Consider the following 25,097-nt stretch of genomic DNA (forward strand, 5'->3'; position numbering starts at 1 on the left):
GACTGAGGTCTATCGTCCGGCTCGGGATAATCCAGAGGCGAGGCTTGGTGGCTGGCAAGAGAGTGACGATAGCCGACGTCGCGAAGGCGACGGGCGTTTCGCCCGGCGCGATATCGCGCATCCTGAACAACGATCCGACGCTCAACGTCAGGGACGAGACCAAGGAGACGGTTCGCCGCGCGATTGCGGAACTGGGCTACATCCCCAATCCACAGGCGCGGGGCCTGCGCCTTGCGCGCTCGGGCAGTCTTGCGATGATCGTGCCCGAGATCAACAGCCCGGCATTCGTCGCCATCATCCAGGGCGCGCAGCGGGCGGCCTACGAGCTCGGATATTCGATGCTGATCGGCGGCATCGGCGAGGAAGGTGAAGACCCGAACCTCGCCGCGCGCATTCTCTCCAGCAACAGGGTGGACGGATTTCTGATCTCCACGGGCAAGCAGGAGGCACGGCAATTGGCTGCCGTGCAGCAGCTCGGAGCGCCCGCTGTGCTCGTCAATCGCTATCTGAACGAGCAGTTTCCGCACGTCATGCTGGATGACGAGGCGGGCGTTACGCTCGCCGTACGTCATCTGGCGGAGCTCGGCCATGAGCGGATCGGATTTCTCGGCAGCACGCGGCGCTTCCTCGGCACACGGCGTCTTGCGGGATTCAAGCAGGGACTCGCCGAACGCGGGCTGCGCTTCGACAAGCGGTTCGTGGTCAATTGCGGCTATGACCGTGAGGGCGGCGAGGCGGGTGCGCATGCGGTGCTCGCGCTCGCCGACCGTCCGACCGCGATCTTCGCCACCAACCATCTGGTGGCCGCGGGTGCGCTGCGCGTGGCGCGACAACTCGGCCTGGACGTTCCGGGCGCGTTGTCCGTCGCAAGCTTCTATGACGGTCCCGTTGCCGATCTGCTGACGCCGGCCGTGACGTCGGTCGCCTACCCGCTCGATCAGCTTGGCTATGAGGCAGTGCGGATGCTGGTTCGCCTGATCACAGGTGAAGCGCCGGGGCCCACCGGCATCACCATTCAACCGACTGGCCTCGTCGTCAGACAGTCGACCGGCGCCATCTCAGGATAAACGCAAGACCCCGCCCCTGGTCGGGACGAGGTCGGACTACATCACCACCGGCGCATCCGGCAGCTCGTTCGCATGCGGACCCTGCGGCGGAAAGTGCCGCGCCAGCTCGCCCGACACAGCCGCGATGCCGCTGATCACGCCGTGTTCGAACCGGCCGAATCTGAACTCGACCTCCATAGCGCGGCAGATCCTTTCCCAGCCCTCGCCACCGACCTTCGCGTCGATGCCGCGGTCGGCGACGATCTCGACGTCGCGGTCGGCGAGCAGGAGATAGATCAGCACGCCGTTGTTGTGCGCGGTGTCCCAGATCCGTAAGTGCGAGAACACGTCGAGGGCACGCGCGCGTGCCGACTGATTGCGGAACAGCGGTGCGCCGTCGAGCGCGCCTTCGACGACGAAGCGGACCTGGCCGGAGTGGGTTGTTTCGCCCTGCCTGATTGCCTGCTCGATACGGTCGAGCACGTTTGGCGGAAAGACCTGCTTGGCCCGCCAATGATGCTGCACGAGATGCCTGGCAATGCGCTTGATGCTCATGACCGCTACCAGCTCCCCGAGGCGCCGCCGCCGCCAAAACTGCCACCGCCACCGCTGAAGCTGCCGCTATCGCTGCTGCTTGACGATCCGCTGCTCCAGCCACCTCCCGAGGAACCGCTCGACCACGCGCCGCCGCGCGACGACCCCGAGCTTGGCCCCATCGCCGAAAACAGATCGGCGATGAACCCGATGACGAAGCCGAGAGCTCCGAGGGCGACGGCGAGTCCCAGAGAACCGAGAATAAGCCAACTCAGCGCTGCAATGATTCCTCCGGTCACCAATGATCCGAGCAGCCGACCGAGGACGGCACGGAAGAACCCGCCCACCCCCAGCGAGACGAACAGCGTCACGATGAAGAGCGGTGCGAGGTCGTCCAGATTGCCGAAATTCACGCTGGGCGAGGGAATCGGCAACGGCTCGCCGTCGATGACGCGGATCATGCGATCGACGCCATCGGCGATGCCGCCGGCGAAATCGCCGGTCCTGAACTTCGGCGTGATGACCTCGTCGATGATCCGCCGCGAGGTCACGTCGGTCAACGCGCCTTCGAGGCCATAGCCGACCTCGATGCGCAAATGCCGGTCGTTCCTGGCCACCACCAGGATCGCGCCGTCATCGACCTTCTTGCGCCCGATCTTCCAGGCCTCCGCGACGCGGATCGAGAACTGCTCGATCGTCTCCGGCTGCGTCGTCGGCACGATCAGCACGGCGACCTGGCTGCCCTTCCGCGTCTCGAAGTCGCGCAGCTTCTGCGTCAGCGCGGCGATATCGCTGCTGGAGAGCGTGCCGGTCTGGTCGACCACGCGGCCGGTGAGTTGCGGTACGGCGACGTCGGCCGAGGCGGGGAGGACGAAGGCGAGGACGAGTGCGACTACGGCAATCGTTCGCCACAACCTCGCTGTCATCGCCCGGCTTGACCGGGCGATCCAGTATTCCAGAGACGCCGGCGGATTACGGAGAAGCTGCGGCGTACTGGATTCCCCGCTTTCGCGGGGAATGACGGCGGAGGATGTGGTGCGCATCGGGGCTGAGCGCACTTACTTCGACGGCGCGGGCGCGGGGTTGAAGTCGACCTTCGGCGCGGTCGAGATTGCCTTCTCGTTCTCGACCGAGAAATTCGGCTTCTCCTTGTAGCCGAACATCATCGCAGTGAGGTTGCTCGGGAACGAGCGGATGGTGACGTTGTAGTCCTGCACTGCCTTGATATAGCGGTTGCGCGCCACCGTGATGCGATTCTCGGTGCCTTCGAGCTGCGACATCAGGTCCTTGAACAGCGCGTCCGATTTGAGCTGCGGATAGTTCTCGGTGACGACCAGGAGCCGCGACAGCGCGCTGGAGAGCTCGCCCTGGGCGGCCTGGAACTTCTGGAAGGCGGCGGGGTCGTTCAGCACCTCCGGCGTCGCCTGGATGCTGCCGACCTTGGCGCGTGCATTGGTGACGCCGAGCAGCACATCCTTCTCCTGCTGCGCAAAACCCTTCACCGAATTGACAAGATTGGGCACGAGATCGGCGCGGCGCTGATACTGGTTCACGACCTCGGACCAGTTGGCCTTGATCTGCTCGTCCTCGCTCTGGATCGCGTTGTAGCCGCAATTGGTCAGGCTGAGCGAGGCCAGCGCCGCCAGCACGGTCAGGATCTTGCGCATCAAATTTCTCCCGGTGGAAACTGGCGCAAACTACCAGACTGAGCGCCGGGGATGCCAGCCTTCTGGCGTCATTCCGGGGCGATGCGTCAGCATCGAACCCGGAATCTCGAGATTCTCAGGTGCGCAATTGCGCACCATAGTTCGCTTCGCGCCCCGGAATGACAGCGATGAGTAGTTGTGCGCGCCCAACCGCCAGCCGATTGACGCAAGCCCCTTGCCTAATCCTGACTGAAATAGTCAACTCGCGAGAACAATAATTCCGAGACGGAAACGCCAGGGAAACGCCATGACCTCGTTCGAGACCATCCTCGTGGAGAGGCCGGAGCCGGCGATCACCCGGATCGTGATGAACCGGCCCGACGCGCGCAACGCGCAGAACCTGCAAATGACCTACGACCTCAACGCCGCCTTCGATGCGGCGGTGCAGGACGACACGGTCAAGGTGATCATCCTTGCCGGCAACGGGCCGCATTTCTCCTCTGGCCACGATTTGCGGCCCGGCGGCAAGAATGAAGCAGGCGTCGATTTTCCGCCGATCGGAAATTGGGGCGGTTTTGCTGAAGCCAACGCCCATGGCCGCTTCGCGCGCGAGCAGGAAATCTATCTCCAGATCACGCGGCGCTGGCGCAACCTCGCCAAGCCGACGATCGCCGAGGTGCACGGCAAGTGCATCGCCGGCGGCCTGATGCTGGCATGGGCCTGCGATCTCATCGTTGCCAGCGACGATGCGCAGTTCTGCGATCCCGTCGTCACCATGGGCGTGTGCGGTGTCGAATGGTTCGTGCATCCCTGGGAACTCGGCCCGCGCAAGGCCAAGGAGTTTCTGTTCACCGCCGACACATGGAGCGCACAGGAGGCGCACCAGCTCGGCATGGTCAACCAGGTGGTGCCGCGCGCGGAGCTTTCATCTTCCGTGCTGGCGCTGGCGCGCCGGATCGCATCAAAGCCATCCTTCGCGCTGAAGCTGACCAAGGAAGCCGTCAACCGCTCGGTCGACGTGATGGGGCAGCCGGCGGCGATCGACCAGGCCTTTGCGCTGCACCAGCTCTGCCACGCCCATAACCTTCAGGAGTTCGGCATGATCGTCGATCCATCCGGCCTGCATCCCTCCGTGCGCAAGCCGCCGGCGGCTGCGGAGTAGACGCGATGGATCTCAATCTGAGCGACGAGCAGCGGCTGCTGCGCGAGAGCGCGGAACGCTTCGTAGCCGAGAGCTACAATGCCGACCACCGCCGCAGGATGGCGAACGATCCGCTCGGCTTCAGCCCGGCGGTCTGGACGCAGTTCGCCGAGCTCGGCTGGCTGGCGCTGCCGATCTCCGAAGACTATGGCGGGCTCGGCGGCGGCGCGGTCGAGACCGGCATTCTGATGGAGGCGTTTGGCCGCGGGCTGGTGTCGGAGCCCTACATCGCGACGGTCGTGCTGGGGGCGGCGCTGGTCGAGCGATGCGGCGGCGCGGCGCAGAAGCAGGCGCGGCTGCCGAAGATCGCCGACGGCACGTTGAAGCTGGCGCTCGCCCATTCCGAGCGCGCGGCGCGGTTCGATCTTTCCAAGGTCGCGACGATCGCCAACAAGACGGCGCAAGGCTGGCGCCTCTCCGGCAGCAAGATCGCCGTGCTCGACGGCCATGCCGCCGACGAGATCATCGTCTCCGCGCATATCCACGATCATCAGGGCCCATCCGGGCGGATCGGCCTGTTCCTGGTGCCGGCAAAGACCCCGAGCGTTGCGATCTCCGACTACGAGCGCCTCGGCGGCGGACGCGCCTGCAACATTGAGCTGTCCGGCGTAGAGCTGCCGGAGGATGCCTTGCTCGGCGATGGGAAAGACGCGCTGCCGGCCATCGAATGGGCCGTCGATCGCGCCACGGCTGCACTCGGCGCGGAAGCCGTTGGCATCATGCAGGTGCTGCTCGACACCACGCTCGAATACACCAAAATTCGAAAACAGTTCGGCCGGCCGCTGTCCGCCAACCAGGTGATCCGCCACCGCCTCGCCGACATGGCGATGCAGGTCGACGAGGCGCGCTCGATGGCGCTGCGCGCCGCGCTGAAGGCGGACAGCCCGCCGATCGAGCGCGCACGGGCCGCATCCGGCGCGAAAGCGAAGATCGGAAAATGCGCGCGCTTTGTCGGCGAACAGTCGATCCAGCTTCACGGCGGCATGGGCGTCACCGAGGAGCTCGAGGTCGGCGCCTATTTCAAGCGGCTGGTCGCCTTCGACACGCTGTTCGGCGGCAGCGCGCACCACTACGCACGCCACGCCCGGCTCGGTCGCGCCAGCGTGCCGGCCTGAACCGAAGGGAGCGCATCATGGACTTGTCGTTCAACTCCGAGGAGCGCGCCTTCCAGGACGAGGTGCGCGGTTTCATCGCGAAGAATCTCACCGAGGAGATGAAGCGCGCGACCGCGCTGACGCCGTCCGTGTTCTCCGATCCCGATATCGGCATGGCCTGGCAGCGCGCGCTGCACGCCCAAGGCTGGGGCGCGCCGGGCTGGCCGGTCGAGCATGGCGGGCCGGACTGGACGCCGGCCCAGCGCTGGATCTTCGAGACCGAAAGCGCGCGGGCCGGTGTGCCGAACGTCAACGTGATGGGCGTCAAGATGGTCGGGCCCGTCATCATCGGCTTCGGCAGCCCTGAGCAGAAGAATTTTTACCTGCCGCGAATTCTCTCCGGCGAGGACTATTGGTGCCAGGGCTATTCCGAGCCGGGCTCGGGTTCGGATCTCTCCTCGCTGAAGACGCGCGCGGTGCGCGACGGCGACGATTACATCATCAACGGCACGAAAATCTGGACCACGCATGCCCATCACGCCAACCGCATGTTCGCGCTGGTACGCACCAGCGACGGGCCGCGGCAGCAGGACGGCATCAGCTTTGTCCTGATCGACATGACAACGCCGGGCATCACCACGCGCCCGATCCTCACCATCGGCGGTGACCACGAGGTCAACCAGGTGTTCTTCGACGACGTGCGCGTGCCGGTGGCCAACCGCGTCGGCGAGGAGGGCAAGGGCTGGACCTACGGCAAATATCTGCTCGAATTCGAGCGCGGCTCGGGGATCGCTTCGGCCAAGCTGCGCGAGGGATTGAAGGCGATCTCGGAGCTCGCCGGGTCCGATCTGACCGGTCGCGCGATCGACAGCCCGGATATCGCCACGCGCATCTCCGAGGTCGAAATCGACATCGACGCGCTGGAGATGACCGAGCTGCGCGTGCTCTCGGCGCTCCAGACCGGGCAGAATCCCGGCGCGGTGTCGTCGATCCTGAAGCTGCGCAACAGCGAAATCCGCCAGGCCGTGACACGGCTGGGCGCCGACGTGATCGGCCACGACGCCCTCGCCGTCGAGCCGATGCGTCCGCTCTACAAGCTCAACCACGAGCCGGCGACACCCGAGGACATGCTGACGGTGGTGCCGGAATATCTCAACGGCCGGGCCTACACGATCTTCGGCGGCACCTCGGAGATCCAGCGGGATATCATTGCGAAGATGATGCTGGGGATTTGAGCCGCGAACTGGCGCCACACACTCGCTGTCGTCCCGGCGAAGGCCGGGACCCATACGCCGGGAAGAGGTGTGGCGCAAAGCTGGTAATGGCCGATCTTCGCCAAACTCCGCTCGGTGGGTATGGGTCCCGGCCTTCGCCGGGACGACCAGCTGAAATTGGCGCAGCAGCGCAGGCTACAATTAACCCACCTTCGCGTCCCGGATCGCCTTCCAGATCTTCTGCGGCGTCAGGGGCGTGTTGAGCTGGGTGATGCCGAGCTCGGCGAGCGCGTCCATCACGCCGTTGGTGACGCAGGGCGGGCCGCCGATGGCGCCGGATTCGCCGCAGCCCTTGGCGCCGAGCGGATTGGTGCGGCAGGGCGCGGAGTCGTCGAGCGTCACCACGATCGGCGGAACGTCGTCGGCGCGCGGGATGCAGTAGTCCTGGTAGCTCGCGGTCAGCAACTGGCCCTCGGCATCGTAGGAGACGCCTTCGTAGAGCGCTTGTCCAATGCCCTGCGCGACGCCGCCATGGATCTGGCCGGTGACCAGCATCGGGTTCACCGCGACGCCGACATCGTCGACCGTGGTGTAGCGCACGACGCGGGAGACACCGGTCTCGGGGTCGATCTCGACCTCGCAGATATGGGTGCCGTTCGGCCAGCTCGGCCCGTCGACCTCGCCCTCGGAATCGACGCTGAGTTTTGCACCGCCCTCCTTCTCGGCGAGCTCGAACAGGCTGATGCGGCGGTCGGTGCCGACCACCGTAAGCATGCCGCCCTGATATTCGATGTCCTCGACCGAGGTCTCCAGCACGTTCGCCGCCTTCTCGCGCGCCTTCTGGATCAAATCGTTGGAGGAGACCGCGACCGCGGTGCCGCCGACGAACAGCGAGCGCGAGCCGACGCTGCCAAAGCCCATGGCGAGATCGGTGTCGCCCTGGACGACATCGATCTTGTCCATGGCAATACCGAGCGTGTCGGCGATCATCTGGGTGTAGGTGGTCTGAAGCCCCTGCCCCATTGCCATGGTGCCGGAATGCAGGATGACGCGGCCCTGCGCGGTCGCATGCAGGCTGACCTTCTCGGTATGGGCGCGGCCGCCGGTCCATTCGATGTAGGAGGTGAGCCCGCGGCCATAGAGCAGGCCCTTCTTCTTCGCGGCCTTCTTGCGCGCGGCGAAGCCGTCCCAGTCCGCAAGCTTTACGGCGCGATCCAGCATGTGCGCGAAGGCACCGGAATCGTAGACCTGGCCGGCCGCGTTGGTATAGGGCAGTTGTGCCGGCTTGATGTAGTTGGCCTTGCGGATCGCGCGCGGATCCATGCCGATTTTTCGCGCAGCCGCGTCGAACAAGCGCTCGACGATGAACACCGCTTCCGGGCGCCCGGCACCGCGATAGGCGCCGACCGGCGCGGTATGCGTCATCACCGACTTCACCTCGAAATGCACCAGCGGCAGGTCGTAGACGCCGGTCTGCACGAAGGGCCCGAGCACCAGCGGGATGATGTTGGCCGCGCCCGAGGAATACGCGCCGGTGCAACCGATCGACTTGACGCGATAGGCCAGCACCTTGCCCTTCTCGTCCAGCGCGAAGGACGCGGTCGAGGTGAGGTCGCGGCCATGGGTGCCGCCGACGAACTCGTCGGTGCGGTCGCCGCGCCAGCGGATCTTCCTGTTCAGCCTGGTCGCGGCATAGGCCACGATGCCGTCCTCGGGATAGAGATTGGTCTTCTGGCCGAAGCCGCCGCCGATGTCGCCGACCAGCACACGCACGCTGTCCTTGGGACGCTTCAGCACGGCCTCCGCCAGCACGTCGCGGGTCGAGGCCGGGGTCTGCGACTGCACGTGCAGGAGCAGACGTCCGGTCTTCTTGTCGATCTCGGCAATGGTCGAGCGCGGCTCCATCGCCGACGGCACCAGGCGCTGGCTGACGATATCGAGCTCGACCGTATGCGCGGCGCTGGCGAAGGCTTCATCCGCCTTGGCGGCATCGCCATAGCTCATCGCGCCGACGATGTTGTCGGGCGCCTCGGGCCACACCACGGGCGCGCCGGGCTTCACCGCCTCGACCGGATCGACCACGGCCGGCTGAACGTCATATTCGACCACGATGGCTTCGGCGGCGCTCTGCGCCTCAGTACGCGACGAGGCAACCACCGCCGCCACCGCCTCGCCGGCATAGCGCACGATCTCATGGGCGAGTAGCCGGCGCGGCGGCACCGTCATCGGCTTGCCGTCGGGGCGCTTGAAGATGCTCAGCGTCGGAATGGTGCCGATGTCGTCCTTGATCAGATCGACGCCGGTGTAGATCGCGGTGACGCCGGGCATCGCGGCCGCCGCGCTGGCGTCGATCGAGACGATCCTGGCGTGCGCATGCGGCGAACGCAGCACATGCAACCACAGCGCGCCGTCCTCCGGCTTGTCGTCGATGAATTGCCCCTTCCCGGTGAGCAGCCGCTGGTCTTCCAAACGCTTGACGGGCTGCCCCGCTCCGAAACGCAAATTGCCGGGAAGAATGTTCATTCCGTGGGGTCCTTGAGGTCTCTTGAAATGCGGCAGCCTTTTAGCGGATCGAGGCAGGCGAGACCAGCCGCGGTTTTGGGCGGGATATCCACGATTTCGGCATGCCCGGGCTTGTGGTGGAGGCCGTCATTCCGGGGCGATGCGCAGCATCGAACCCGGAATGACAGCTATGCCAGCTCCCTGAGCGCCGCTTCCACGACCTTGCGCGCATCGGCCGTCAGCGCGGCCTGCGGCGGGACGGGGTCACCGACGTCGTAGCCCTGGATCGAAAGCCCGGCCTTGATGCAGGCGGCGAGGTTGAAGCGGGCGAAGGTCTCGTTGATGCGCCACAGCCTGCGCTGAAGCACCATGGCCTCGTCCCAGCGGCCGGCATTGCAGAGGTCGTAGAGCGCGACGCTCTGGCGCGGAATGATGCAGGCCGGGCCCGCCATCCAGCCGAGCCCGCCGATCAGCATCACCGCGGCCGGAATGTGGGCGGAGGCCGAGAACACGCGCAAGCCATCGCCGCAGCGGTTCATGATCGAGAGCAGCCGGCCGGTGTTGGTCGAGGCGTCCTTGATGTAGCCGATGCGCGGATGTTCGGCGAGGCGCGCGATGACGTCGAGCGTGAGATCGGAGCGCTGGAATTGCGGATTGGTGTAGATGACGACGGGAATATCCACCGCATCCGCGATGGCGCGGAAATAGGATTCGACCTGGGCGTCGGCGAGCGGGAAATAAGCCTCCAGGATCGCCAGGATGCCGTCGGCGCCGAGCTTCTGGTAGGCCTTCGCCTGGGCCACCGCATCCGCCGTCGAGGTCGAGGCGACGCCGGCCACCACGGGCACGCGGCCCTTCGCGGCCTCGATCGTGGTCTGCACCACCGCCGTGCGTTGCGCGGCGTTGAGGTAGGCGAATTCGCCGGTCGACCCCAGCGGCGTCAACCCGTGCACACCGGCGCCGATCAGGTCGTCGCAGAGTTTCGCGAGCACGTTCCTGCGCACCGCGCCGTCGGCATCGACGGGCGAGACGAGATACGGGAAGACGCCGTGGAAATCGAGCATGTCAGGGGGATCCCGGAAACTGGTTTGCGCCTGACGGGTCTTAGCAATGCCTGCGCGGGCGATCAAACCCTGAGCAGCCGCACCCGCGTGCCCCAGGGATCGACGGCCTCCACGCCGTCCGCAAGCGCCGTGACTTTCGCGCCACCCTTGCGCAGCCGCTCTTCCTGTGCGGCGAGCAGCTCCTGCTTCGCCGTCACCAGCGAGAACCAGGCGAGCCCGGTCGTGGCATCATCCCGTTGGCCGGCGCCCTGGCTCTGCCAGACGTTCATGCCGAGGTGATGATGATAGCGGCCCGACGACAGGAACGCCGCGCCATTGCGCTTGCGGGTCGGGTCGAGGCCGACAGCGCCGTGGTAGAAGCTTTCCGCCTGCGCGAGATCGCCGACGCGCAAATGCATGTGGCCGATGCGCATTCCGTCCGGCGCCTTGGCGTAGTCGGGAATGCGCGAGTTGGTCAGCGACAGCAGGTCGGGGATGTTGAGCTCGTCGGTCGCCATCTTCACGCTGCCCTCGCTCCATTGCCATTGCGAGGGATCGCGGTCGGCATAGACCTCGATGCCGTTGCCTTCGGGATCGTCGAGATAGACGGATTCGCTGACGAGATGATCGGCAAAGCCCGACAGCGGCACGCGATGCGAAGCCGCATGCACCAGCCAGCGCGCGAGATCCTTGCGCGTCGGCATCAGGAATGCGGTGTGGTAGAGGCCGGCTGCATTGCGCGGCTCGATCGCCGCTTCGGGACGGGCCTCGAGCACGAGCAGCGTGATGCCGGCCGTGCCGAGCTTCGCGGCTGTGGCCGAGCGCTCCATCACGGCCAGCCCGATCACGTCGCGGTAGTAGTCGGCCACCGTGTCGAGATTCTTGACCCGGAGCGTCACCATGCCGACCCGCATCGGCGTGCGGCTGGCATAGGTCGGCCCGGTGCCTTGCGCAGTGCCCTCGGCCCGCGCCGCGGCCGCGGCGGCCATCGCGAGCGAGGTGGCGCCGGCGAGTTGCAGCAGGGTGCGGCGGGTGAGGTCGATGGTCATCGGTCAGGGCTCGCTGGAAACGTTTAGGGCCTTGCGGCGCAATGTCGGCCGATTGCTACACGTTCCCGTGAGCGGCTCCCAATCACATGTTCGTCGGCCGGCGCCGGCTCTGTCCTGGCCACCCGGCCAGTTTCGCAATCGCCCGCGACATCCCAGATTGAGGACAACTTACAGGAGACCGCCATGACCGCCCCAACTCCTCTGTCTTCACTGTCGTCCGCGCTCGCGGACGTCGTGGCGCGCACCGCGCCCTCCGTCGTCTCCGTGCATTCGCATCGCTCCCGCGCGACCGGCTTCGTCTGGAAGCCCGGCCTGATCGTCACCGCCGACGAGGCGCTGGCCGACGAGGGCGAGGTCGAGATCGGCCTCCCCGACGGCAGCCGGGTCGCCGCCACGATCGCCGGCCGCGACCATACGACCGACATCGCGCTGCTGCGTGCCGAGATTGGCGTCGCGCCGGTCAAGCTGGCCGCGACGGTCCCGCCCCTCGGCACCTTGTCGGTTGTCGTGGCCACCAACCGCGACACGCCGAGCGCCGCGCTTGGCATGGTGTCGGCATCCGGCAGGAGCTGGCGCTCCTTGCGCGGCGGCGACATCGATGCGCGGATCGAGCTCGACGTTCGCCTGCGTCCCGGCCAGGAAGGCGGCCTCGCGCTCGACGCGACGGGTGAAGCTTTCGGCATGGCTGTGCTCGGACCGCGGCGCGTACTGGTGATCCCGACGGCGACGATCGAGCGCATCGCGCCGCAGTTAGAGGCGCGCGGCCGCATCGCGCGCGGATATCTCGGGCTCGGACTCCAGCCGGTGCGGCTCGACGACGGTATCGGCGCGATGGTGATGAGTGTCGACAAGGCCGGGCCTTCGGCGGCGGCCGGCATTCGCCAGGGCGACGTGATCGTGGCGGTCAACGACCAGAAACTGTCCGGCGTGCGCGCGCTGTCGCGGACGCTGGGACCTTCGAGCGTCGGCGCCGTGGTCGATGTCGCGGTGCGCCGCGGCGGCGAGCCGATCAGCTTCAAGGTCACGGTCGGCGAGAGGCCGGAGGCGTGAGCGAGGACAAGCTGCCGGAGATCCTGCTGTCCCTGGAGATCGACGATCCCGCTCTCGCCGACCGCCTGGCTGCGCTGCTCGGCAATGTCGCCGGGCTGCGCCTCGCCGCGCCCGGCGAGCAGGCCGCGGCGACGATCGTTGTCCGCGATCCGCGCGGCATGCCCGAGGATATCGCGCTGACGCAGCGCGAGCTCGACGTGCTGGCGCTGATGGCCGAGGGCGCCTCCAACAAGATGATCGCGCGTCAGCTCGGCATCTCCGTGCACACCGTGAAATTCCATGTCGGCTCGCTGCTCGACAAGCTCGACGCCACCGGCCGCACCGATGCGGTGGCGCATGCGGCGCGCCGCGGCGTCATCGAGCTCTGAGCAGCGCGCGTCACCCGGACGGCACCATTTGTGCGAGCGTGCGCATGCGGTCGGCGTCCACGATCCGGCCATGGCTGATGACGATGCGGGGTGGGGTGTGGAAGCGCAACGCCTCGGTCACGTCGGCCTGGTCGAGGACGACGAGATTGGCCGCGCAGCCAAGCCCGAGGCCGTAGCGCTCCAGGTTCATTGCCGTCGCGGCGCGCGTGGTGATCATGTCGTAGAGCACATCGAGCTCGCTCTTCTTCGTCATCCACAAGAGATGCGCGGCAAGGAAGGCCACTTCCAGCATGTTGTTGCGGCCGAGCGGGTAATAGGCGTCCGAAATGTCGTCCTGCCCGAGGCAGACATTGATGTCGGCGGCCAGCAGCTCCTTCACCCGCGCGTGCAGCGGACCGGTATGGGGATCGCTGACGATACTGACCCGCGCTTCCCGAAGCAGTGCCGTCAGCTCCCGCAGATAAGCCTCGGGATAGAGCGCCATCGCACGGCAGTGATGCGCAAGCGCCCGGCCCTCGACGCCACGCGCGATCATCGCGCGCGCCATCATGTCGAGCGTGCGCATATCGGCGTCGCCGACATCGTCCAGCAGCATCGAGATTTCGGCGCCATGCTCGGCCGCGAGATCGAAGCAGAAATCGACGTGGCGCCGCCTGTCGTCCTCGCCGGCTTCGATCCAGGGAATGCCGCCGACGACGTCGGCGCCGAGCGCCATCGCCTTGCGCATCAGGCCGTCGGCGCCGGGCTCGCGAAACAGGCCGTCCTGGGGAAAGGCGACCACCTGGATGTCGACGATGCCGCGAAACTCCTCGCGCACCGCGAGCAGCGCCTTGATGCCCTCGAGCCGGGCCTTGGTGTCGACATCGGCGAAGGCGCGGATGTGGAGGTTGCCGTGGAGCGCGGCCAGCGCCACTGCGCGCCGTGCGTTCGGAATGATCCATGACGCGTCGTAGCTGCTCTTGACCGCCGCGGCGAGATCGACCGCCTTCGCCGCCTCGCTCATGCCTCCGCCCTGATAGGCTTCCAGCGCCTCCTCCGACATCATCGGCAGCGTCCAGACCTTGCAGAGATGCAGGTGCGGATTGACATAGGCGGGCGTCACCAGGCCGCCCTTCGCATCGACGAAGGCCTGTGCGCCGGTTTCGAGCCTGCTGCCGATTGCCGTAATCGTGCCGCCGGTGATGGCGATGTCGACGATCTCGCGGCTGCGCATGCGGGCGTTGGTGACGATGATGTCGGGCAGGCGGGACATTGCGGGACTTCCACTCGAGACGCGGACGATCATGCAAATTGGGTGCCGGACTGGTGCGACGGGAAGCTGAGCTGGACCGTCAGGCCCGGCGCCTTATCATGCAGCGCGATCTCGGCGCCATGAAGGCGCGCAACTGCCGCAACGAGGCTCAGGCCTAGCCCGTTGCCCGGCGTGTAGCGGCTCTGCTCGAGCCGGTAGAAGCGCTTGAAGACGTGATCGCGCTGGTCGGCCGGAATGCCCGGCCCATCGTCGGCGATCGCGATCATCGCACCTCCGCCGGCGTTGCGGCAGGTCACGGTCACCTGCCCGCCCGCGCGGCCGTGCTTGATCGCATTGTCGACGAGATTGGCGATGGCATCGAACAGGAGGTCGCGATCGCCGGTCACGGTCACCTCGCTGTCGCCGTCGAGGCTGAGGCCGGTCGCAACCTGCTCGGCGGCGGCATCGTAGAGCTCGACGACCTCGCCGGCGATCTCGGCGAGGTTGAGCGCACGAAAGGCGCTCCTGCGGGCACGCGTCTCGATCTCCGAGATCCGCGTGATGGAGGCGAACATGCCGAGCACCGCGTCGAGATCGGCGATGGTGTCGCCGATCAGGGCCGCATCAGCATCGCCGTTGCGCTGGTTGTGATAGGCCTTTTCCAGCCGGCCGCGCATCCGCGTCAGCGGCGTGCGCAGATCGTGGGCGACGTTGTCGCTGACCTGCTTGACCTCGCCCATCAGCGTTTCGATGCGATCGAGCATCTGGTTGAGGTTTTCGGCGACGCGGTCCCATTCGTCGTGGCTGCCGCGCAAGGGGATACGCTGGTCGAGGCCCGACAGCATGATGGCGCGGCTAGTGGCGTTGATCTCTTCGATCCGCCCGACCGTACGCCGGGTCACCAGCACGGCGGCGAGGCCGGCCAGCACCAGCAGCAGCACGGCGACCGCGGCCATCGCGAGCCCGATCATGTCCTTGAAGCCGTCGTGATCGCCGACATTGCCGAGCCGGCTCTGCACATAGGCGAGCGTGCCGAAATAGACGTAGGCCATGATCGCCGCGACGATCAGTCCGAACGCCGCGATCGCCAGCAGCGCCAGCCTGAAGGTTGACGAACGAAGCGTCTTAACCAGGAGCACGGAGGCAATATCCGATGCCGCGGATGGTGTGGATCAGCGGATAATCCTGGCTGTCATCGACCTTGCGGCGGACGCGCCCGACATAGACGTCGATGATGTTGGTGGAGGGATCGAAGTGCAGGTCCCAGACGTGCTGGAGCAGCATCGCGCGGGACACGACGCGTCCTTCGTTGCGGACCAAATATTCGAGCAGCTGGAACTCGCGCGGCAGCAGCGGGATCTTCCGGCCGCGGCGGCTGGCGTTGCGCGCGATCAGGTCGATGGCGAGATCGCCAACCCGCAGGATGGTTTCCTTGGCAATGGTCTCGCTGCGGCGGCCGAGCGCTTCCAGCCGCGCCAGCAGCTCGACGAAGGAGAACGGCTTGACCAGGTAATCGTCGCCGCCGGCGCGCAAGCCGCGCACGCGGTCATCGACCTCGCCGAGCGCGGAAATGATCAGGAAGGGCGCGGCGATGCCATCGTCGCGCAGCTGCCGCATCACCGCGATGCCGTCGATGTCGGGCAGCATGCGGTCGATGGTGATCACGGCATAATCGCGCGCCACGCCGTGGCTCAGCGCCTCGCGGCCGGTCGCGGCGAGATCGACGTCGTAACCCGAGATCGTCAGTTCCTCGACGAGCTGGCCTGCGGTTTCCGGATCGTCCTCGACGACCAGGATGCGGCGGTGACCTCCGGTCATGACAAACTCCGCGCGACGGTCGCCACCAGACTATCCCGTTCCGGGGCTGAGCGGAACCGCCCGGTGGCGATCGCGACAATGGTGCGGTACGGCGATGCTAGTACCAACTGTCTCCGCACACATTGACCCATTGCCATCCATAGGCTGTCCAGCTCCTTTGCCAGCAGCCGTCGTCGTAATAGTTGGCATAGAAGTACGGCGCGCCGACGAAGGCGAACCGGTGGAAGCGGTGATGGCGGAAGAAAAAGGCATGTCGGCCGATGAAGGGCCTGCCGTGCCAGCCCGGGCCAGCAAACCGTGGGCCGAAAGCGGCGCGGGTCGCTAATGGTGCACCGGCAAAACGCGGCCCGATGGCAGCGCGGGCGGCCATTGGCGAACCGGCGAAGCGGGCGCCGCCGAAGCCTGGCCCGCCGGCGAAACGCGCACCGCCCATGCCACCGACATGCATGCCGCCGCCGCGCATCCCGCCGCCAAACCCGCCTGCGTGCATCCCGCCGCCGAAGCCGCCATGGCCGCCACCGCCGAAGCCACCATGTCCGCCACCGCCGAAGCCGCCGCCATGACCACCGCCGCCGCCACCGCCGCCACGGGCAAGGACCGGTGAAGCGAGCGCCATCACCGCGGCGATCGTCACCGCGGTGACGCCTTTGAGAAGCTTGTTGTCCATCGAAGCATCCTCCGTGCTGCGCGGCGACACTCACGCCGCGCCAGGAGGATCAGATGAGAGGAAGGGACAGGCACCTTCAACTTACAAACGCGCCAGATTCTGACGCGGAAGTCAGGAAGGCGTCGCTCTGTCACTCCCTCGCCCCGTTCTTACGGGGAGAGGGTGGGGTGAGGGGCTGCGTCCGCGAATGCGATCCAAAAAGTGAACGCAACGCTTGTCGCGTGCACAATCAACTTAGGAGACGGAGGGACCGTTGATGCGGTCAACCATGTGCCCTGCCCCTCACCCGGATCGCGCCGGACGATGCCTCGCATTGCCGGGGGCGATCCGACCTCTCCCCGCTAAGAGCGGGGAGAGGTTAAAACTCACGCGCGCTTGCCGCCGTTCTTCTCGGCTGCGCGGCGCAGCGCTTCGGCGAGCGCGCCGCCGCCGGAGGACTCCTGCTTGCGCGGCGCCGACGAGGTCATGCGGGCGGTGTTGCGCGAATTGTTGTCGCGCTGCATGCCGGGCGCATCCTTCTTGGCGCCGACCTCGTCGTCGAGGCGCAGCGTCAGCGAGATGCGCTTGCGGGCGACCTCGAAGTCCAGCACCTTCACCTTGACGATGTCGCCGGGCTTCACCACTTCGCGTGGATCCTTGATGAACGTCTTCGACATCGCCGAGATGTGCACGAGGCCGTCCTGGTGCACGCCGATATCGACGAAGGCGCCGAAGGCGGCAACGTTGGTCACGGTGCCCTCGAGGATCATGCCCTTCTGGAGATGCTTGATCTCCTCGACGCCTTCCTTGAACACCGCGGCCTTGAACGCCGGGCGCGGGTCGCGGCCGGGCTTTTCCAGCTCGCGCAGAATGTCGGTGACAGTCGGCAGACCGAAGGTCTCGTCGACGAAGTCCTTTGGCTTCAGCGTGCGCACAATGTCGCTGCTGCCGATCAGGGCCTTGATGTCGCTCTTGGTGGCGGAAAGGATGCGTCGCACCACCGGATAGGCTTCCGGATGCACGCCGGAGGAATCGAGCGGGTCTTCGCCGCCAAGGATGCGCAAAAAGCCCGCGCACTGCTCGAACGCCTTCGGCCCGAGCCGCGGCACGTCCTTCAGCGCCTTGCGCGACTTGAACGGGCCGTTGGCATCACGGTGCTGCACGATGCTCTGCGCGAGGCCGGAACCGACGCCCGACACCCGCGCGAGCAGCGGCGCGGAGGCGGTGTTGACGTCGACGCCAACCGCGTTCACGCAGTCCTCGACCACGGCATCGAGCGACTTGGCGAGCTTGGCCTCGCCAAGATCGTGCTGGTACTGGCCGACGCCGATCGCCTTGGGCTCGATCTTGACCAGCTCGGCAAGCGGATCCTGGAGCCGCCGCGCGATCGAGACCGCACCGCGCAGGGTGACATCCAGGCCCGGCAATTCCTGCGACGCGAAGGCGGAGGCCGAATAGACCGACGCGCCGGCTTCCGACACCACGATCTTGGTCATCTTCAGTTCGGCCAGGCCCTTGACGAGATCGGCCGCGAGCTTGTCGGTCTCACGCGAGGCGGTGCCGTTGCCGATCGCGATCAGCTCGACGCGATGCTTCAGCGCGAGCTTGCCGAGGATCGCAAGCGCCTCGTTCCACTGCCGCTGCGGCTCGTGCGGATAGATCACGGCGGTATCGACCACCTTGCCGGTCGCGTCGATCACCGCAACCTTGACGCCGGTGCGGAAGCCGGGATCGAGCCCCATCGTCACGCGGGTGCCGGCGGGCGCGGCCAGCAAGAGGTCGCGCAAATTGGAGGCGAACACGCGCACGGCCTCAGTCTCGGCGGCATTCCACAGCCGCATCCGCAGATCGATGTTGAGATGCACCTGGATCTTGGTGCGCCAGGCCCAGCGCACGGTGTCGATCAGCCAGCGGTCGCCGGCGCGCTTGAGGTCGGCGATGCCGAACCGCTTCATGATCTTCAGCTCATAGGCGCCCGGCACGCCGGGCGGCGGCGCTTCGGCCTCAGCCTGGATCTGGAGATCGAGGATCTCCTCCTTTTCGCCGCGGAACATCGCGAGGATGCGATGCGATGGCAGCTTCGTCAGCGGCTCGGAAAATTCAAAATAGTCGGCGAATTTTTCGCCCTCGGTCTTCTTGCCGTCGCGCACCTTGGAGGCCATGCGCGCATTGGTCCACATCTCTTCGCGCAGCGCGCCGATCAGGTCAGCGTCTTCGTCAAAACGTTCGACCAGGATGGCGCGGGCACCGTCGAGTGCGGCGGCGGCATCCGCGACGCCCTTCTCGGCGTTGACGAAGGCTTCGGCCACGATCTTCGGATCGTTGGCAGGCTCCGCCATCAGCTGATTGGCGAGCGGCTCGAGGCCGGCTTCCTTGGCGATCTCCGCCTTGGTGCGGCGCTTCGGCTTGAACGGCAGATAGATGTCTTCCAGGCGCGCCTTGCTGTCGGCGGCCATGATCGTGGCTTCGAGCGCGGCATCGAGCTTGCCCTGCTCACGGACCGATTCGAGGATGGCCTTGCGGCGGTCTTCGAGCTCGCGCAGGTAGCCCAGGCGCTCCTCCAGGGTGCGCAATTGCGCGTCGTCGAGCGCACCGGTCGCTTCCTTGCGGTAGCGGGCGATGAAGGGAACCGTGGCGCCGCCGTCGAGCAGCGCTACCGTCGCCTCGACCTGCTCCGCCCGAACCCCAAGCTCCTGCGCAATTTTCTGGTTGATATTCGCCACGCGAGAACCCCTCTATCCAAGCACGCAACGCGAACCGAAACCGGCCGCGGGACGCCGCTTATGGACCAACCGAGGTTGATTCATCAAGGTGCGCCGCGCAACCGTCGACAGAGGATTTTTTTTGGTGAAGCGATGCGATCTCGCCACAATCGTGGGGATGGCGCAGACGACGCACATATTGCGCCGTCGTCCTGGCGAAAGCCAGGACCCATTACCCCAGGGAGCGGTTTGGCGAAGACTCGCAGTTCGGTACTGATACCAAATTCAACCGATGGATTCCGCGGTATGGGTCCTGGCTTTCGCCAGGACGACAGCGCGACTTGCCTTGACATCTTGACAGCCGCCCCGGTTCAGCGGCTGTTTTGTCCGCCGGACTCCTGAACTCCATGTGAGGACTACAATGCGTACCACATCGGTCGGCGTCATCAGGATCGCCACCAAGGGCCCCGGCGACGTCTCCGGCCTCATGGCCATGATCGGCTCCGGCGCGATCGATCCGACAACGATTTTGGCCATCCTCGGCAAGACCGAGGGCAATGGCGGCGTCAACGATTTTACGCGGGAATATGCCGTTGCCGCGCTGTGCACGGCGCTGGCGCCAGCACTCGGCCTTTCGCCAGACGCGGTCGAGCAGCGCATCGCCTTCGTGATGTCGGGTGGCACCGAGGGCGTGCTCAGCCCACATATCACGGTGTTCACGCGGCGCGAGGCTGAGCGCCCGGCAGGCCTGTCCGGCAAGCGCCTCAGCATCGGCATGGCGCACACGCGGGATTTCCTGCCCGAGGAGCTCGGCCGCGCCGCGCAGATCGCGGAGACGGCCAAGGCCGTGAAGGCCGCGATGGCGGATGCCGGCATCACCGATCCCGCCGATGTCCACTTCGTGCAGATCAAGTGTCCGCTGCTCACCAGCGATCGCGTCGAGGCCGCAGCCGCGCGCGGCAACAAGACGGCGACGACGAGCGCCTATGGCTCGATGGCCTATTCGCGCGGCGCCTCCGCGCTTGGAGTGGCGGTCGCGCTCGGCGAGATTGCTTCCGATGTCCGCGACGAGGACGTGCTGCGACGCTATGATCTGTTCTCGAAGGTCGCCTCGACCTCGTCCGGGATCGAGCTGATGCACAACGTCGTCATCGTGCTCGGCAATTCAGCGTCATCCGCGAGCGAATTCGAGATCGGGCATGCCGTGATGAGCGACGCCATCGATTCCGCCGCAGTGATGTCAGCGCTGAGCAGCGTGGGTCTCGGCATCGCGCCGCAGGCAAAAGCGTGCCGCGAGCTCGTCAACATCTTCGCAAAGGCCGAGGCCTCGCCGAACGGCAGCGTGCGCGGCTTCCGCCACACCATGCTCGAGGACACCGACATCAGCTCGACACGCCACGCCCGCGCCGCCGTCGGCGGCCTGATCGCCGGCCTCGCCGGTACCGGTGCGGTCTATGTGTCGGGCGGGGCCGAGCACCAGGGGCCGGCCGGCGGCGGGCCGGTTGCGGCGATCGCAAAGCTCTCGAATTGATGCGCGCGCAAGCAAGGCGAGCTCGCATGCGACCCCCGCCCGGCGCAACCCTGCCCCTCGCGTCGGCTCAGTTGATTCGGGCGGTACCTTGCGAAAAAGGTGACACCGCATCTAGGGGATTTGACTTTCATGACTTTGCCGATGAGCTGGAATGAATGGGCGCAGCACGATGGCGTGGGGCTGGCGGCGCGCGTCCGCAAGGGCGAGCTGATACACCTCAATTTCAACTAGTTATGCCGAAATATCTGGATGAGCCTGCTTTCGAGACTTCGAAGACCAATTGACGACAGCGCCAGGTCCCGAATGAATTGCATGTGCATCTGACCTGGGGAATAAAAGGACTTGAACAACCACCCGGGAATCTTGATTGGAAACGAAAATTTCCAGAGGCTGAATGAAACGGTCTGCCGTTCTAGCAACAACTGCTTCCTCAGATTCTGCTTCAGTTCATCGAGGTCAGCTTTTAGCCTCAGAACTTTCAGGCCGGAATCTGGAGCCGAGATGGATTGCAGGCATTTGCGATATTGAACTGCAGCCGGGGTGTTGCGCATCTGAACTGCTATCGGAATACAATCTTCGGGCTTATTAGCCTCGCGTAGTACAGCGCCGAGCACCGGCGGCAGGTCGAGATCGAAGAGATTGCAGCTGGCCACAGAGTTCACGTCACCAGCGATCTCATGTCTAAGCCTCTGAACGAACTGCACCGGCAAAGATGCGTAATTCTCAACGACTCCGGCTGCCCATAAACCATCCGACATGACTATTGGTGAACGTCCGCCATGAGGATGGTAGGGAATACGCCGCACTTTCGCGACATCGTTGTAGTAGAGGCCTCGCAAAAAGTATCCCAGGATGTCCTCTGGATAAAAATGAGACGTCTCGGCCAATTGGATGCTGTTCGCATTCTCGCGGAGCTTCCGGCGAAAGGCGCGCGACAATTCTTTTGGGTCAACAAGGCCTTGCACACGCGACCAAACGGTTTCGCCGTCGAACTTGTATACAGTTTGGCTGTGGGAGAATAAATCAGGCAGCCCCCTATAGGCGGGCTGCTTCAGGAGCTCGAATAAAGCGTTTATCAAGGAAGTGAGCAAAGCCCCGGATTTTGCGGCTTCCTGTATCCAGTTCTGAAAATTGATCGAATCCCCCGAAGCAACGTCGAGCTCCTCCAGAATGGATTCAGCGCGAAGGAAACTCATCATATTGCGCTGCCTCGAGCCGTCCTTCACATACCGACCCAACTCCCGATTTCTATCCCCATCGGCAACATCCAACACGCACAATGTCTCGTGGATAACAATACCTTCAACCAAATCCGCAAGACTCGCCACCTCCAACCACATCGGCGAATCCGGATGAGTAGGCTGGCCAGCCAACAATGATCGATAGGGATTCTTTGTCGACGAGGGGTAAATCGCATCCGCGCAGCAGATGACATTTGCCGCCGATACGAGCGTCGTATAGTCAACAAGAACCGTATTCTTTGTCATGAGCGATGCTTTTGCTCGCCGGCCCTCAGCAAATCTCGAATTGCTGCTTCAACGCTGGCACCCTCGGGAGTTTCAAGAAATCGGAGCCGCGGAAACGAAAACACGTTCTTGTTGTCCGAGCGCACCATATCAAGTGCGCTGTTGTCCTCGAGCGCGTCGATCGTCTCGGGCTCATTGAGCAGGGCGAGGCCGGCAGACAGATTACTTACCGCCTCGCCAAATTGTTCAGTGTCCGTCTGCAGTATACCGAGCCAACACAATACCTCCAGCAATCCCTTTCGGTCGCCAGCCGCGTTGAGCGAAGGTATCATACCTTCCAAAATCGCCAATGAGGCGGGCAGATTTCCTCGCTGAAAGGAGATGCTATACATTGCAAATAGGGCGCAGCTTTGGGCGTTCGACACGCCAACCTGCAATCCGAAATCAATCTCCAATTCTGGCTTGATCATCCCCAACAGGACTCCCACCTCGGCCAGCATCAGACTCTCGGAACCCTTATCCATCATGGATGTCATGAGAGACAGACGAATCAACTGCTGGACGTTGCTCCCGTCAATATTGTCGATAACCTCTGGCGCCGAAAGCATCTCCGTTGCGCGAGCGACATCGATTTCTTTTCGCGAAAGCGCCATGCCAATAGATACAAGATAGGAGTCGAATTGCTCCGACATAAAATGACTCCATCAAAGCAAAGCGAAATATTGCCGTCGGTCATTCCATGGAATTGGTTGTCGCTAAGAATTAGTCTTCGCCTTAAATTTCGTTGCCCGCTTTCCTTGAAACAGACTGAGCGAGATGTTCTAGACTACAATTAAAGGTAGATCCATTGCAAGCTGACCGCGATGGCGATCAAGCCATCCCAACCCCTAAGCGTAGAGCTTGTCCTGGGGGGCGCTGACCCCTCCGCCCGGCGCAACCCTGCCCCTCGCGCCGGCTCAGTTGATTCGGGCGGTACCTTGCGAAAAAGGTGACACCGCATCTAGGGGATTTGACTTTCATGACTTTGCCGATGAGCTGGAATGAATGGGCGCAGCACGATGGCGTGGGGCTGGCGGCGCGCGTCCGCAAGGGCGAGCTGACGGCGAAGGAATTGGCCCGCCAGGCCGCCGCCGGCGTCGCCAAGGTCAATCCGGCACTGTCGGGTGTGGTCGAGCTGTTCGATGACGTGATCGCCGACCCGGCCAAGGACGGCGCCAATCTCGCCGGCCCGTTCGCCGGCCTGCCCTTCCTGATGAAGGACCTCGGCCCGACCATGAAGGGCCGGCTCCAGGAGATGGGCTCGCTGTTGATGCGCGGCAATCGCGCCGCCGCCGACACCTTCCTGACCGGCAAGTTTCGCCAGGCCGGACTGAACCTGATCGGACGGACGACGACGCCGGAATTCGGCGTGTGCAGCTCGGCCGACAATCCGGCCGTCTATGTCACGCGCAATCCCTGGAACACCGACTACACCACCTGCGGCTCGTCGGCCGGCAGTGCCGCGATGGTCGCGGCCGGCGTGGTGCCGATCGCGCATGCGACCGACGGTGGCGGCTCGATCCGCATTCCCGCCGGCGTCAACGGCAATATCGGCCTGAAGGTCTCGCGCGGCGTGTTCTCGCTGGCGCCGCACATGTCCGACCTCACCGGCCTCGTCTCGATCCAGGGCTGCCAGTCGCGCAGCGTGCGCGACACCGCGGCCTTCGTCGACCACGCAAGGGGACCGGCGCCCGGCGAGTTCATGCCGTTCTGGACCACGGCGCAGCCCTATTCCGAGATGATCAAGCGCGATCCCGGCAAGCTCCGGATCGCGCTGTCGCACACCTGGGGCGACTACACCGCGACGCCGCAGATCGCGGCCGAGCTGGAGAAGACCGGCCGCTTCCTCGAGGGCCTCGGCCATCACGTCGACTACGCCCTGCCCGAGCTCGATTTCCGCGCCGCATTCGAGGCGCAGACCACCTGCTACATCAGCAACTTTGCCGTCGTGATCTCCAACATGCTGGCCGCGCGCGGGCTGGAAATGCCGCCGGAAGATCTCATCGAGCCCATGAACATCCGGATCTGGGAAGCCGGCCGCCACACGAGCTTCGCCGAGCGCGCCAAGATGCAGGGCGCGTTCAACACCACATCGCGCGGCTTCGGCGCCTTCTTCGAGCAGTGGGACGTCATCCTGACGCCGATCACCGCGCTGCCGACGCCGAAGGTCGGCACGACAGAGTATCTTACCATCTCCGACAATCCGGATGTGCTCGACTGGTTCGGCAATCTCTGGCGCTTCTTCGCCTTCACGCCGCTCGCCAATCTCTGCGGCATGCCGGCGATCTCGATGCCGATGGCAAGCCAGGATCACGGCCTGCCGCTCGGCATCCAGGCGATCGGGAAACRGGCCAGCGACGGCCTGCTGCTGCAACTCGCCGCCCAGATCGAGCGCGCGCTCGACGGCAGGTGGAACGACGGCAAGAAGCCGAAGGTGCATGTGAGTTGAGAAACTGCGATCGCGGCGACATGCGACCGCGATGCCGCATCAGTTCTTCACCGCCGGAATCTCCTCATTCGGCTGCTGCTGCCCCTGCCGGTACATCGCGAGCGCCTTGTCGAGCGCTTCGCGCAAGGCCAATGCCGCGGCCACGCTGCAGCGCAGATGCGCGGTCTGGATCACGTCGACCCTGACGGCGGCACCGACCGGCATGAGCAGGTTCGCGGCGAGCTCGATCTGGATCGCGCCGTTGTGATGGCCGAAGCAGGAGGCGCCGTCGAAATAGATGATCGGTGCCCGTTCCGAGCTGGAGCTCGAAATGGTCACGGGCCCCTGATTGGTGGCGGGTGTTTCGGGGTCGGCCATGGGCACTCCTTGGGGCTAGTCGACGGACGAAGCGCCCACCATCGTTGCTTCGGCACGCCGTGTCGAGGCCAAACCGGCCCAGGCAGGACTGCCTGATGAAGTCCTTTCGGG

Annotated in this window: 22 protein-coding genes; 8 read left to right on the forward strand and 14 right to left on the reverse strand. The window is 65.2% G+C overall.

Annotated features, from left to right (window positions below; genetic code table 11):
* Positions 1 to 47: 47 nt before the first annotated feature.
* The gene (locus tag ACXJMY_RS28075; protein WP_456622594.1) at positions 48 to 1,067 is read left to right on the forward strand and encodes a LacI family DNA-binding transcriptional regulator; all 1,020 of its coding nucleotides are present in this window, start codon (positions 48 to 50) and stop codon (positions 1,065 to 1,067) included.
* Positions 1,068 to 1,103: 36 nt separating this feature from the next.
* Here ACXJMY_RS28075 and ACXJMY_RS28080 read toward each other — a convergent pair whose 3' ends face one another.
* The 3 genes from ACXJMY_RS28080 to ACXJMY_RS28090 form a co-directional block, all read right to left on the reverse strand.
* Positions 1,104 to 1,601 carry a TPM domain-containing protein gene (locus ACXJMY_RS28080; RefSeq protein ID WP_456622595.1) on the reverse strand — a complete coding sequence of 166 codons (498 nt, stop codon included), beginning with the start codon at positions 1,599 to 1,601 and terminating at the stop codon, positions 1,104 to 1,106.
* A 5-nt stretch (positions 1,602 to 1,606) separates the two neighbouring features.
* Positions 1,607 to 2,506 carry a TPM domain-containing protein gene (locus ACXJMY_RS28085; RefSeq protein WP_456622596.1) on the reverse strand — a complete coding sequence of 300 codons (900 nt, stop codon included), beginning with the start codon at positions 2,504 to 2,506 and terminating at the stop codon, positions 1,607 to 1,609.
* Positions 2,507 to 2,638: 132 nt separating this feature from the next.
* Complete coding sequence (locus tag ACXJMY_RS28090) at positions 2,639 to 3,247, reverse strand: LemA family protein (protein ID WP_008563456.1); 609 nt, start codon at positions 3,245 to 3,247, stop codon at positions 2,639 to 2,641.
* 286 nt (positions 3,248 to 3,533) lie between these two features.
* On the opposite strand from ACXJMY_RS28090, the gene ACXJMY_RS28095 reads away from it, so the two are divergent.
* Genes ACXJMY_RS28095 through ACXJMY_RS28105 form a run of 3 tightly spaced genes read left to right on the forward strand, consistent with a single transcriptional unit; the run spans position 3,534 to position 6,756 of the window.
* Positions 3,534 to 4,388, forward strand: coding sequence for an enoyl-CoA hydratase (locus ACXJMY_RS28095; RefSeq protein WP_456622597.1), 855 nt, complete (start codon positions 3,534 to 3,536; stop codon positions 4,386 to 4,388).
* A gap of 5 nt (positions 4,389 to 4,393) precedes the next feature.
* Entirely contained in the window at positions 4,394 to 5,542 is a 1,149-nt protein-coding gene (locus ACXJMY_RS28100) for an acyl-CoA dehydrogenase family protein (protein ID WP_456622598.1), read from the forward strand.
* A gap of 17 nt (positions 5,543 to 5,559) precedes the next feature.
* The gene (locus ACXJMY_RS28105) at positions 5,560 to 6,756 is read left to right on the forward strand and encodes an acyl-CoA dehydrogenase family protein (protein ID WP_456622599.1); all 1,197 of its coding nucleotides are present in this window, start codon (positions 5,560 to 5,562) and stop codon (positions 6,754 to 6,756) included.
* A gap of 180 nt (positions 6,757 to 6,936) precedes the next feature.
* Here the strand turns inward: ACXJMY_RS28105 and ACXJMY_RS28110 are convergent, their stop codons facing one another.
* From ACXJMY_RS28110 to ACXJMY_RS28120, 3 genes are all read right to left on the reverse strand, one after another.
* Complete coding sequence (locus tag ACXJMY_RS28110) at positions 6,937 to 9,258, reverse strand: xanthine dehydrogenase family protein molybdopterin-binding subunit (RefSeq protein WP_456622600.1); 2,322 nt, start codon at positions 9,256 to 9,258, stop codon at positions 6,937 to 6,939.
* A 167-nt stretch (positions 9,259 to 9,425) separates the two neighbouring features.
* On the reverse strand, positions 9,426 to 10,301 hold the full coding sequence (locus tag ACXJMY_RS28115; RefSeq protein WP_456622601.1) for a dihydrodipicolinate synthase family protein: 876 nt from the start codon (positions 10,299 to 10,301) through the stop codon (positions 9,426 to 9,428).
* Between the two features lie 62 nt (positions 10,302 to 10,363).
* Complete coding sequence (locus tag ACXJMY_RS28120) at positions 10,364 to 11,329, reverse strand: VOC family protein (RefSeq protein ID WP_456622602.1); 966 nt, start codon at positions 11,327 to 11,329, stop codon at positions 10,364 to 10,366.
* Positions 11,330 to 11,512: 183 nt separating this feature from the next.
* Between ACXJMY_RS28120 and ACXJMY_RS28125 the strand changes: the two genes are divergently transcribed.
* Both ACXJMY_RS28125 and ACXJMY_RS28130 read left to right on the forward strand, forming a co-directional pair.
* Positions 11,513 to 12,379 carry a S1C family serine protease gene (locus tag ACXJMY_RS28125; RefSeq protein ID WP_456622603.1) on the forward strand — a complete coding sequence of 289 codons (867 nt, stop codon included), beginning with the start codon at positions 11,513 to 11,515 and terminating at the stop codon, positions 12,377 to 12,379.
* Positions 12,376 to 12,747, forward strand: a complete 372-nt coding sequence (locus ACXJMY_RS28130) for a response regulator transcription factor (RefSeq protein WP_456622604.1) — start codon at positions 12,376 to 12,378, stop codon at positions 12,745 to 12,747. Before ACXJMY_RS28125 ends, ACXJMY_RS28130 begins: the two co-directional genes overlap by 4 nt.
* A 10-nt stretch (positions 12,748 to 12,757) precedes the next feature.
* On the opposite strand, the gene ACXJMY_RS28135 is transcribed toward ACXJMY_RS28130, so the two are convergent.
* From ACXJMY_RS28135 to ACXJMY_RS28155, 5 genes are all read right to left on the reverse strand, one after another.
* Positions 12,758 to 13,999, reverse strand: a complete 1,242-nt coding sequence (locus ACXJMY_RS28135) for an amidohydrolase family protein (RefSeq protein WP_456622605.1) — start codon at positions 13,997 to 13,999, stop codon at positions 12,758 to 12,760.
* Positions 14,000 to 14,028: 29 nt separating this feature from the next.
* Entirely contained in the window at positions 14,029 to 15,117 is a 1,089-nt protein-coding gene (locus tag ACXJMY_RS28140; RefSeq protein ID WP_456622606.1) for a sensor histidine kinase, read from the reverse strand.
* On the reverse strand, positions 15,104 to 15,796 hold the full coding sequence (locus tag ACXJMY_RS28145) for a response regulator transcription factor (RefSeq protein ID WP_456622607.1): 693 nt from the start codon (positions 15,794 to 15,796) through the stop codon (positions 15,104 to 15,106). The genes ACXJMY_RS28140 and ACXJMY_RS28145 overlap by 14 nt, the downstream gene beginning before the upstream one ends.
* 97 nt (positions 15,797 to 15,893) lie before the next feature.
* The gene (locus ACXJMY_RS28150) at positions 15,894 to 16,463 is read right to left on the reverse strand and encodes a hypothetical protein (RefSeq protein ID WP_456622608.1); all 570 of its coding nucleotides are present in this window, start codon (positions 16,461 to 16,463) and stop codon (positions 15,894 to 15,896) included.
* Positions 16,464 to 16,828: 365 nt separating this feature from the next.
* Positions 16,829 to 19,165, reverse strand: a complete 2,337-nt coding sequence (locus ACXJMY_RS28155) for a Tex family protein (protein WP_456622609.1) — start codon at positions 19,163 to 19,165, stop codon at positions 16,829 to 16,831.
* A 400-nt stretch (positions 19,166 to 19,565) separates the two neighbouring features.
* Here ACXJMY_RS28155 and atzD point away from each other — a divergent pair, with 400 nt between their 5' ends.
* Entirely contained in the window at positions 19,566 to 20,675 is a 1,110-nt protein-coding gene (gene atzD / locus ACXJMY_RS28160; RefSeq protein WP_456622610.1) for a cyanuric acid amidohydrolase, read from the forward strand.
* A gap of 227 nt (positions 20,676 to 20,902) precedes the next feature.
* Here atzD and ACXJMY_RS28165 read toward each other — a convergent pair whose 3' ends face one another.
* Positions 20,903 to 22,162 (reverse strand): hypothetical protein, encoded by a 1,260-nt coding sequence (locus tag ACXJMY_RS28165; protein ID WP_456622611.1) that lies wholly within the window; start codon positions 22,160 to 22,162, stop codon positions 20,903 to 20,905.
* A complete protein-coding gene (locus ACXJMY_RS28170) occupies positions 22,159 to 22,833 on the reverse strand; it encodes a hypothetical protein (protein WP_456622612.1) in 675 nt (224 codons plus the stop codon). Before ACXJMY_RS28170 ends, ACXJMY_RS28165 begins: the two co-directional genes overlap by 4 nt.
* 326 nt (positions 22,834 to 23,159) lie before the next feature.
* Here ACXJMY_RS28170 and ACXJMY_RS28175 point away from each other — a divergent pair, with 326 nt between their 5' ends.
* Complete coding sequence (locus ACXJMY_RS28175) at positions 23,160 to 24,629, forward strand: amidase (protein ID WP_456622613.1); 1,470 nt, start codon at positions 23,160 to 23,162, stop codon at positions 24,627 to 24,629.
* A 39-nt stretch (positions 24,630 to 24,668) separates the two neighbouring features.
* Here ACXJMY_RS28175 and ACXJMY_RS28180 read toward each other — a convergent pair whose 3' ends face one another.
* Positions 24,669 to 24,986, reverse strand: coding sequence for a hypothetical protein (locus ACXJMY_RS28180; protein WP_456622614.1), 318 nt, complete (start codon positions 24,984 to 24,986; stop codon positions 24,669 to 24,671).
* Positions 24,987 to 25,097 lie beyond the last annotated feature (111 nt).

Source organism: Bradyrhizobium sp. P5_C12 (assembly GCF_054049735.1).